This is a genomic window from Phaeobacter sp. 11ANDIMAR09 (assembly GCF_001294455.1).
Taxonomy (GTDB): domain Bacteria; phylum Pseudomonadota; class Alphaproteobacteria; order Rhodobacterales; family Rhodobacteraceae; genus Pseudophaeobacter.
In genome coordinates this window covers 1-9,090 of the sequence record NZ_LIKT01000052.1, presented here as the reverse complement: position 1 = coordinate 9,090, position 9,090 = coordinate 1, and the positions used below count along the sequence as shown (strand labels likewise).

Annotated in this window: 7 protein-coding genes and 1 pseudogene; 5 read left to right on the top strand and 3 right to left on the bottom strand. The window is 49.5% G+C overall.

What is annotated here, in order from left to right; genetic code table 11:
* Positions 1 to 316: 316 nt before the first annotated feature.
* Entirely contained in the window at positions 317 to 1,387 is a 1,071-nt protein-coding gene (locus AN476_RS21560) for an endonuclease NucS domain-containing protein (protein ID WP_054463831.1), read from the bottom strand.
* A 3-nt stretch (positions 1,388 to 1,390) separates the two neighbouring features.
* Positions 1,391 to 2,290 carry a hypothetical protein gene (locus AN476_RS21555; RefSeq protein WP_054463830.1) on the bottom strand — a complete coding sequence of 300 codons (900 nt, stop codon included), beginning with the start codon at positions 2,288 to 2,290 and terminating at the stop codon, positions 1,391 to 1,393.
* Between the two features lie 155 nt (positions 2,291 to 2,445).
* Here AN476_RS21555 and AN476_RS21545 point away from each other — a divergent pair.
* The 5 genes and pseudogenes from AN476_RS21545 to AN476_RS21530 all read left to right on the top strand — a co-directional run bounded on the left by AN476_RS21545 (position 2,446) and on the right by AN476_RS21530 (position 8,349).
* Positions 2,446 to 3,613, top strand: a pseudogene (locus AN476_RS21545) (IS3 family transposase).
* A gap of 1,226 nt (positions 3,614 to 4,839) precedes the next feature.
* The gene (locus AN476_RS21540) at positions 4,840 to 5,268 is read left to right on the top strand and encodes a hypothetical protein (RefSeq protein WP_054463828.1); all 429 of its coding nucleotides are present in this window, start codon (positions 4,840 to 4,842) and stop codon (positions 5,266 to 5,268) included.
* Complete coding sequence (locus tag AN476_RS23660) at positions 5,259 to 5,597, top strand: PilZ domain-containing protein (RefSeq protein WP_172684876.1); 339 nt, start codon at positions 5,259 to 5,261, stop codon at positions 5,595 to 5,597. Before AN476_RS21540 ends, AN476_RS23660 begins: the two co-directional genes overlap by 10 nt.
* A 359-nt stretch (positions 5,598 to 5,956) precedes the next feature.
* Complete coding sequence (locus AN476_RS21535) at positions 5,957 to 6,475, top strand: hypothetical protein (protein ID WP_054463827.1); 519 nt, start codon at positions 5,957 to 5,959, stop codon at positions 6,473 to 6,475.
* A gap of 50 nt (positions 6,476 to 6,525) precedes the next feature.
* Positions 6,526 to 8,349, top strand: coding sequence for an ATP-binding protein (locus AN476_RS21530; RefSeq protein ID WP_172684875.1), 1,824 nt, complete (start codon positions 6,526 to 6,528; stop codon positions 8,347 to 8,349).
* 182 nt (positions 8,350 to 8,531) lie between these two features.
* On the opposite strand, the gene AN476_RS21525 is transcribed toward AN476_RS21530, so the two are convergent.
* On the bottom strand, positions 8,532 to 8,930 hold the full coding sequence (locus AN476_RS21525) for an alpha/beta fold hydrolase (RefSeq protein ID WP_157063844.1): 399 nt from the start codon (positions 8,928 to 8,930) through the stop codon (positions 8,532 to 8,534).
* Positions 8,931 to 9,090: the final 160 nt, after the last annotated feature.

Here is a 9,090-nt window from a genome sequence, read left to right as displayed (position 1 = left end):
GCTCCCGCAACCAAATCTTTTCAACGGCTTAGAGGCAGTTCGCCCTGAGCCGTTTTTCGTTGTGTCCGGTAAGTGTCCGGGTCGAAATCCATCTTGAAAACGCCTTCCCTTGGGTGGTCTGAGAATATTCAGAACCCACACCACCCTTTTTGACAAAGCTTTTCAAGCTGAGCAATGAGACGACGGTACATTCAGTCACTGGAAATTTTTGATTTTTCGGGATGGTTCACTTTGGTTCGAAAACGAGCCAGTGCCGTACTGGCACAATCGACGGGCTCCGCATGCCTGTGACAGTTTTCGGAGCCTACGATTATTGTCATGTTGTAATTTCGAACTTTTCTCTCAAACGGTCGACCGTTGAACGCCACTTCGGTGTCTTTGGCCTACAGACCGTGTTTTGGTTTCCAAACATACCCACTTCCCGGACCGCTTGCGCCTCAGGAACTGTATGCACCCATTCCACGGGAACGAAGTACTCAGAACGGTCGTGATCGTCTACCAGATGCCTATGGTAACCACCCTTTAGCTTTTCGAGCGCAAGGCTGCCATCGATTTGAAAATCGCGGGCGGCACTGCGTGGTCCCAATACACGCCCAACGCCGACGAAACCCTTTCCAGGGATATTTACCCAAATTCGATCGCCTTCTTCCAGCATACGCAATGAATTGCTGTACCAAGAGCCACCGCCACCCGAGATGAAGCCGTATTCGACAGCTTCATCCCATATACGTGTCTCGTCGGCACCGAAGCTGACATAGAACTCACCGTTCCAAGGCTCCTTGTCCCCGCTCTTGCTTCCGCTGGCGGCTTGGACCTGTACTTCGCCCGGATCGATGAGCCATGCTCGGCTCAGAAGCTGCTCATCTCCGTTATCGAAGACTTGGAAGAAGAGTACATTTATCGCGAGCCCTCTGTCGTTGAGATAATTCACAATCCGTTCGCTACTAGCATCCAAAGTTGCAGCCACGATAACGACCTGATGGTTTTCATTGATCGTATCGTCGTCCAGTGTTTGGCCGAAAAATGCTTGGAAGTCCTGAGACAAGCTCTGACCAGGTTTGAACTTAGAATAGATTACAGCAACATCCTCAGGGTCGAGGCTCTCGATCCAAGATGCGTAGTCTAGCGCCTGAGCAACCACTTCGCGCGGGGTCTTGCCGCGTTTCAATTCGACAACAACCAAGGTGCCATCGGGGGCAATCGCCAAGAGATCAATCCATCCACCGTGTCCAGTTCCGACTTGGCGGCCAATCAGCATCCACTCTGATGAAAGGATGCGTGGTTGGGCTACGATCATATCCTCAAGCATCTGCTCTGACGGAAGGATCCCTTGTGAGATTTCCTTCGGTTCAGTTGAAACGGTCCAAACCGCATGACTTATTGGCATGCCTTACTCCTTCTGAATGCAGAAATGGGCCATCCACTTAAAGTCATTGTGCTTGTCGACTTGTTTCGACCCAAACAGCAAAAAGTCACGCATTACTTCGGCATGAGGATGGCCATGCCGCCGGGCAGGATCGGAAGAGAATACACTAAATTGTGGTGAGACGAGGAGGGCGTTCCCTTTCTTCCAATTATATCGGGAGCCATGATGAGGCACCTGGAATGTGGCGATGGCTTCCGACCGCTTTTCTCCCAGATACTTCGTCAATCTTAGACAATGTGTCTTTGTCGAGAAATTTCCGTCACCAGTGTAGAGGATCGGGGCTGGTGCGTCAGAGATAGGTGTCGCGTTCGAGTCTACCACACTTCCGCCTTCCAGCTTCCAACGAGAAAGCGGCACAGGGCCTGTGTACAACGAAAGGGAAAGATCGTTTTGAAGTCCCGCAGGAAATCCGTGACGATAAATAGCCTTTAGCTTCTTCAGAGCCGTTTCGCGTTTATCTTCATCTTGTCCAAGCAATTCTTGTCGCACCGATACGACACTTCTCTTGAAGCTGTCCGGCGACTTGGGAGCGGATTTCGGGTCATTATAGGGTAGGAACTCCCATGCCCCAGGTAGCACAAAACGATCGCCTGCTTTGAAGTCACGCGCAAAATCATGGTTCTCCGGCGTCGCCGGAACCTCAAGATCTTCAAGCAAAAAACCGCGCGTCGATTTTTCGTCTGGCCGCCACTCAAGGTCATCCGGCGTGATCCCTGGAAATGGCACGTCTGGGTCTGACCCTTCTCCACCATCCGAAGGCATGACAAAGACGATCCTTCCAAATCGGTCGGGTGCCGCGCCCGCAATGAAACCGACAGGGTCAGTGTAAAAGCCGAGCTCATTGTCTCTCTCGGTCAAAGCCAATGAGAAGCCGCTGCCACAGTGGTGCCCATGGTAACATAATGGATTTGACGTGGACACGGTCCAGCAACCTAAGCAAACCGCTGATGTGATCGAAGTGTTGAGCCTCCCCCAATGAAGTGGTCCGCCCCTATGTTTAGGAAAGCGGAGGACCATAGATGGCTATTAAGAGACCGAAGCCCGAAGAGATTGTCGTGAAGTTACGGCAGGTTGAAGTGTTGATGGGGCAAGGGATGCCCCGGATTGATGCAATCCGTCAGATCGGCGTGACGGAGCAAACCTATTACCGCTGGAAGAAGAAGTACGGCGGAATGGGCACAGAGCAGCTTAAGGAACTGAAGCGGCTCCAGAAGGAAAACGAGCGCCTGCGCAGGGCGGTATCGGACCTGACGCTGGACAAATTGATCCTGTCCGAGGCCGCAAAGGGAAACTTCTGAGCCCCTCGCGCCGCCGTGCCTGCATCGACCTCATTCGCAGCAAGATGAAGGTTTCCGAGCGTCGCGTTTGCCGTGTCCTGGGCCAACACCGGTCCACACAACGGCGATTGCCACAGGGGCGTGCCGACGAGGAACACCTGGTAGCTGATATGATCGAGCTGACGCGTCAGTACGGGCGATATGGCTATCGCCGGATTGCTGCCTTACTGCGAGACGCTGGCTGGCAGGTGAATGACAAACGTGTCGAACGTTTGTGGAAACGCGAGGGGCTCAAAGTGCCTGTGAAACAGCAAAAGAAAGGACGGCTCTGGCTCAACGACGGTTCGTGTGTCCGGCTTCGTCCCGAATATCGTAATCACGTCTGGTCGTACGATTTCGTGCATCACCGAACAGATGATGGCAGGGCTTTCAGGACATTGAACATTCTGGACGAACACAGCCGGGAATGTCTTGCGATCCGGGTGAAGCGGAAGCTGAACGCGAACGAAGTCATTGATGCTCTGACGGATCTGTTCATTCTGCGAGGCGTGCCCTCTTACATCCGATCAGATAATGGCCCTGAGTTAATTGCTGAGGCCGTCAGAGGCTGGATCAAGGCTGTCGGGGCCAAGGCCGCATACATCGAGCCTGGATCGCCCCTCTCGGGACATCGCCATGCGATGCCCTGCCGGGCAGTGCATGGGAGAACGGATACTGCGAGAGCTTCAATGGGCGAATGAGGGATGAATTGCTGAACGGTGAAATCTTCTATTCGTTACGAGAGGCCCAGATCATTATCGAAAGCTGGAGAAAACACTACAACACCAAACGACCCCACAGTGCTCTGGGCTACCGCCCACCTGCGCCAGAGGCCATCGTTCCGATGGACCAAGGGCCAACCATGCACTAACTTTCAATTTGGACCACTCAAGTGGGGCTGCTCATTGCTGAAAAAAACCGTGGGTGAATGCGAGGAACACTCGCAGAGGGCGACGCCCTTTTAGTATGGATCTGGTTATACGAGCGAAGCCGAGAAAATGCCCGTAAACTCGTAAGCAGGCTAACGGGTTGTAATACACGCTCCGCGTCTATCCCACCCCATGCCTGCCCCTGAGGCGCCGCAAGCGGACCTCGAAAAACAGTTCAATCCACTAACTGAATCTCGTCAATATAGGAGATGTGGCGAGTAAGTTGTCAAAAACACCTGCCTAGCCGTCCCCAGAAAGGAAACGGATAAAAAGAAGATCTGGACTGTACAGGGTGGTGTTTGTAGCGAGTAGAAGGCTGCCGGATGCACTGAGGATGCCGGCGGTTCCTGCTTATATTGATGATGGGTTTCGTGGCGGCTTAAACAAATGGTGACGCCGCTTGCCAACTTGTTGCAATCTGGACTGCAATATCACTATCGAAGCCCGATTTCCGGGTGGGGCGCAGTGTTGGTGACATGTTTGGACAGCTTTGAGATTAACGGAGAGTGGCAACGAGCGATAACAAAAACCCTGCAGTCTTTACCGTCCGCCACTATGCTAGTTGCACCGGCGTGGTTTCTGTGATCAACGCTAGCTCAAACGCTTTGCGTCGTCCTGACGTGGTGTGGATTGCTCGCTTTTTGTGGTGCGACATACTACCATAAGGCGACGGTTTTTTGTGAGATTCGACAAGCCCAAATGACTTTTTCAGCCCATGCGTTGTAAATTATCTTGTAAAATCAGAAGGTTATATGGTTTTTGTTGCGGGTTCTTGAAACTGTTGACGTCTTAGAAACCTTATGTGCATAATTTGAGGCACAAATAATGTATTTGAAACTCACCTTTAAGTCGGTCAAGCAACGGTTGGGCTCGCATGTGTAAACAGCTTCAAAGCTACTTCATTGAAAACGGATGGCTCCGATGAAGATTGTGCCAAATCTATTATCTTTGTTAGCTCGGACGTAGCGGCGGTCTCATTCAAAACTGAACTCGAGGCAATTGTGATTACTCACGGCCTTGGGTTCCCGTATGGGACGAAACTGCAATATAGCTAACGGTTTGGAGCGGTTACTCCGCCTCTGTTTGAAAGTCACAGCACAAGCAAAGTGAGGTTGTTATGACATTTCATATCAATAATCTTGTGCATTTCGGTAGCTACGAGGCATAGATGTCCAAAGAATTATTAAAGAGTTGGATTGAACACGGCTGGTTAAACGGTGAGCTTGATACGGTAAACAGTATTCTGCCCGCTACTTTCTCTATCGCAGGTCTGCCTGCCTCAGAGAACTTTCCAAGGGCAGAGTTTCCGGAACTTGTTGAACTGTTCAGACGCTTGACCGGCCCGGGTGTGGTCGAAATCACCAACATTATCGAAGATACGCCATGGTGCAGTGCAACATTCAAACTGATTGCAAAGCCAGCCACTCAGCTCAAACCAATCACCATTGATGTCTTTCTAGTGGCTAAATTTGAGAGCGGCAGGATGACGGAGCATTACACTGGGTTCGACTATTTTTCTCTTTTCTCACAGTTAGGACAAATACCAGAGAACTCGCTAGAGCACTGTCTACTTGGGGGACACCTGACTTGGGCTTGATTGGAAATAGACGATATTCAGATAACCGAAAATCTGGGCGAAGGTTCAGTAAACAGATAGCATGTGAGGTTCAGTTTGAGAACCACACGTTGGGGGCCGTGACCATTGATCTTGGAGCGCATGGAGCCTGCATCGAGGCGAGCCTCAATATTCACAGACTGGTTCGTCAAGCCGAAATTCGAATAGTATTAGCTAACTCTATTTCTCGAAAAGCAAGAATTGTTTGGAGTTCCGGAACTAGAATGGGACTTAACTTTACAGTTCCCATTCGTCGGACGCAGCTGGAAGCGCTTCTCGGTTCTGAATTAGGGAGCCTAAATCATCGATAGATCACCCAGATTCAGTTTGCTCGATAAGAACGATAGCCAGACAGCCTGGGCATCAAAGCTCACGGCCGGAACTTTGACTTGGAGTGGAGTTCCTACCTCCCATCCTCAAATTTTGCGCAAGCCCTGCAGTGTTCAAAAAGTGAGCACAAGATAGCCAAGGATGCATGTGTTGAACAAAAAAATTGGCCTTCCAAAGAATTAATGCATTTTAAATGTATCTTTATTTGAATGCAGTCGTTCCCTACGGCAGGGGAGAAGAAAAAACGGACTAATTGATCCGGGCTACGGATGCAGAAACGAGAGAAAGTAACACTGCTGAGGATTTGAAGATCCTTGGATGAAACTTGAGAGGTGACTAAATGAACAACTGGTCAATTCACTTCAAACGCCTTGTTGCGGTGGCGGCCGCTATCATGTCGTTCTCAATGACTGCCACAGCAGAACAGCTTCCGATGCCCACCGGCGAAGTAATTTTGACTGTTTCTGGCGCTATTGGAAAAACAAACACGCAGGCAGGCGCAGAGTTCGACTTAGACCTGCTTAAAGCGCTGGAATGGGAGGAGGTGAAAACCTTTACGTCGTTCACCGACGGCATGCAGACATTTGAGGGCCCTAGGCTATCGTCGTTACTAGATTTCGTTTCGGCATCAGGAACCACAATTGGTGCGTCCGCGATAAACGATTACTTCGTGGACATTCCAGTTACACATGCAGAAAACCAAGCGGTTATTTTGGCCGTTTTGCACAATGGCAAGGCGATGACCGTGCGGGACAAGGGGCCAATCTGGGTCATTTACCCGCAGTCCGAAGAAGAGGCCAAGCTAAAGAAATTTGACAATGAGATGATTTGGCAGCTGATTTCTATGGAGATTCGGTAGGTATGCGGCTCCATAGAATTTTGAGTACTCGGCTTCTAAGACCATTCGCCGTGGTCGCCGTATTGGCCGCAGTGCTTTGGGCCACAATCAATTCGGAAAATCAACGTCGTCAAATCTCGACTGACGACGCGCTCCGACTTTCATCTTTAACTTGGAAAGTAAATGAAGCAATTTACGAAGCCCTTCGTTTGCACATTACGCTTCTTCAGGTCGAACAGGGAAACGTACCGGCCAAATCTCTCCAGACAAGAATTGATGTTCTATGGAGCCGCTTGGGGATCTTTGGTCAAAGGGACATTTTCAACGATCTAGACCTAAAGGATATGGTCAAAGGCTATGAGAGCTTTTTGACGGCACTTGAAAAGTCTTGGGGCAAAGACCTGAATTTTAATAGTCAGCAACTTCAGGCCGCCAAATTTGAACTTCAGGCGTTAAATACGGATTTTAGGCGTTTGTGGATAACCGACTACCTTCAACAACACAGGTCAGTCGTTCATTTCGCACAATATAACAGCAATCGAGATGCGGTTTTTCACAATAATCTTATAATTGCATCTTTTGTCGCGGTATTGATTTATTGTGCTTTTGAGTGCGTTGTTTCGTTCTTGGCAGCGAAGAAGGAAAGAGCTCTCCGCCGAGAAGCAATAAAGAAGAGTGAGGAAAAGTCTGCCTTTGTGGCCAACGTTAGCCATGAAATCCGCACTCCTCTGAATGGAGTTTTGGGAATGGCACAGCTGTTGTCAGAAACTTCACTTACACCTCAGCAGAACGGAATGGTCGGCACAATCCTAACTTCAGGAAAGGTTTTGCAGCACACAATAAACGACATTCTAGACATTTCAAAAATTGACTCCAATGCTTTTGTATTTGCGGAGCGCGTGTTTTCGCTACAAGAAATTGTGCAAAATGTTTTTGTGATTAATGAGCCAACGGCGAGATCGTGTGGCATCGATTTTAGCTTTCAAATTTCAAGTGAAAGTCCCGTAAAGTTGGTGGGAGACTCGATGAGGATTGTCCAAGTAGTTAATAACTTGGTATCTAATGCACTCAAGTTTACGGACGTCGGGTTTGTTAATCTTCGTGTTTCGGTTCGTGACGTTGGCTCGCCAAGCACCAGACAGTTGATGTTTTCAATTGAGGATAGTGGTTGCGGCTTATCTGAACACGAAGCACAGTTGGTTTTTGATCCCTTCTACCAGACAGAGCAGGCGACCCAAAAGAAGTATAAGGGAACAGGTCTAGGACTGTCGATTTCGAGCGCAATATGTAAGGCGATGGGGGGAGATCTGACGGTATCAAGTGTGCTTGGGCGTGGCAGCACGTTCACCGCAACTTTTGAGGTTAAACTGTTCTGTTCTTCGGCGATGCAAGATATCGAAAAGAAAGAAAAAATTGGCGATGGTCTAGTGCGAAAAATTTCAGATCTCAAAAGAGCGAGACAAGACAACGAACTGAGTAATTCGGGGTTGCGTGTGCTGATAGTGGACGACAGCAAGATCAACCGTAGAGTATTAGGAGCTTTCTCCAAAAAACACAGTAATTCCATTGAGGAAGCGGAAACTGGCGAGGAAGCTATCAGTCTAACTGAAGAAAAATATTTCGACGTCATTTTTATGGACATCAATATGCCTGGTATGGGCGGAATGGCTGCTACCTCAAAAATTCTTAGTGAGAAAAAGAGGCTGGGATTGCCGCCCCCTATCATCATTGCAGTGACGGCCAATGTGATGCCCGATCAGTTGCAAGAATACAGAGCATGCGGTGTGGATCAAACTGTTGCCAAACCGGTGCGCAAGCGCAAAATTGACTGCCTGTTAAATGAAATCGGAGGGCGGATTGCCATGGACGAATTGGGTGGTCAACGTACAGGTTGAGGTATTGAACCACTGAGCCTTTCCTATGGACATTTTAGCTTCGAGGTCTGAGAAAACGGAATTAATCCGTGTCATCGATGCCGTTTTATAAACTCACGACTACTTGACGCACTTTGGAGCGTCGGTGTTTTTACGAATACTAAGAAGCTAGCGTCTCCAAAAGCGAATAGGCGGTTAACCGGTTATTGAGACGCATGAATGGGGTAAGATGACAGGAACTCGAGGCACTCTGACGCCACGGCAGCGGGCTTATCCAGCATTGGAACATGCCCACACTCATCAAGTTTAGTTAAATGTGATGTCGGTAAACTATGATCGAGTAGTGCAGCCCCGCGGATATGAAAAATTCGGTCTTCTTGACACCAGATTATCAGCGTCGGCATTTCAAGTGAGGGCGCAAGATCCAAGACCGTAGGCACGTCGGATTTGCTATGCACGACATCCCAAATGCGGCTGTTAAGATCGACCTGAGCCACCTCGTCCTCCGCCCAAGTCCGAAGGATCGGGCCTGGCACATATGGAATATTGGGGGACAGCCACTCGTTACGTTCAGCAAAGTCTTCGGTTGTTTGAACGACCATTGGGGTTATCCCGAGATCTCGTGCCTTATCCATGTCACTTGGTGTTGGGGTGGGGATCCCAGCGGCCATTCGTCCGCCCTCTTTTTTGCAGCGGCCTTACTTCGGCACAGGCGGCGTTTGGGTCAATTTAGTCATTCGACTCTTTAGTTCTTTCTCAATG

Coding starts and splice junctions, on each gene's coding strand:
- AN476_RS21560 (WP_054463831.1), bottom strand. CDS start 1,387: ATGCCAATAAGTCATGCGGTTTGGACCGTTTCAACTGAACCGAAGGAA.
- AN476_RS21540 (WP_054463828.1), top strand. CDS start 4,840: ATGTCCAAAGAATTATTAAAGAGTTGGATTGAACACGGCTGGTTAAAC.
- AN476_RS21535 (WP_054463827.1), top strand. CDS start 5,957: ATGAACAACTGGTCAATTCACTTCAAACGCCTTGTTGCGGTGGCGGCC.
- AN476_RS21525 (WP_157063844.1), bottom strand. CDS start 8,930: ATGGTCGTTCAAACAACCGAAGACTTTGCTGAACGTAACGAGTGGCTG.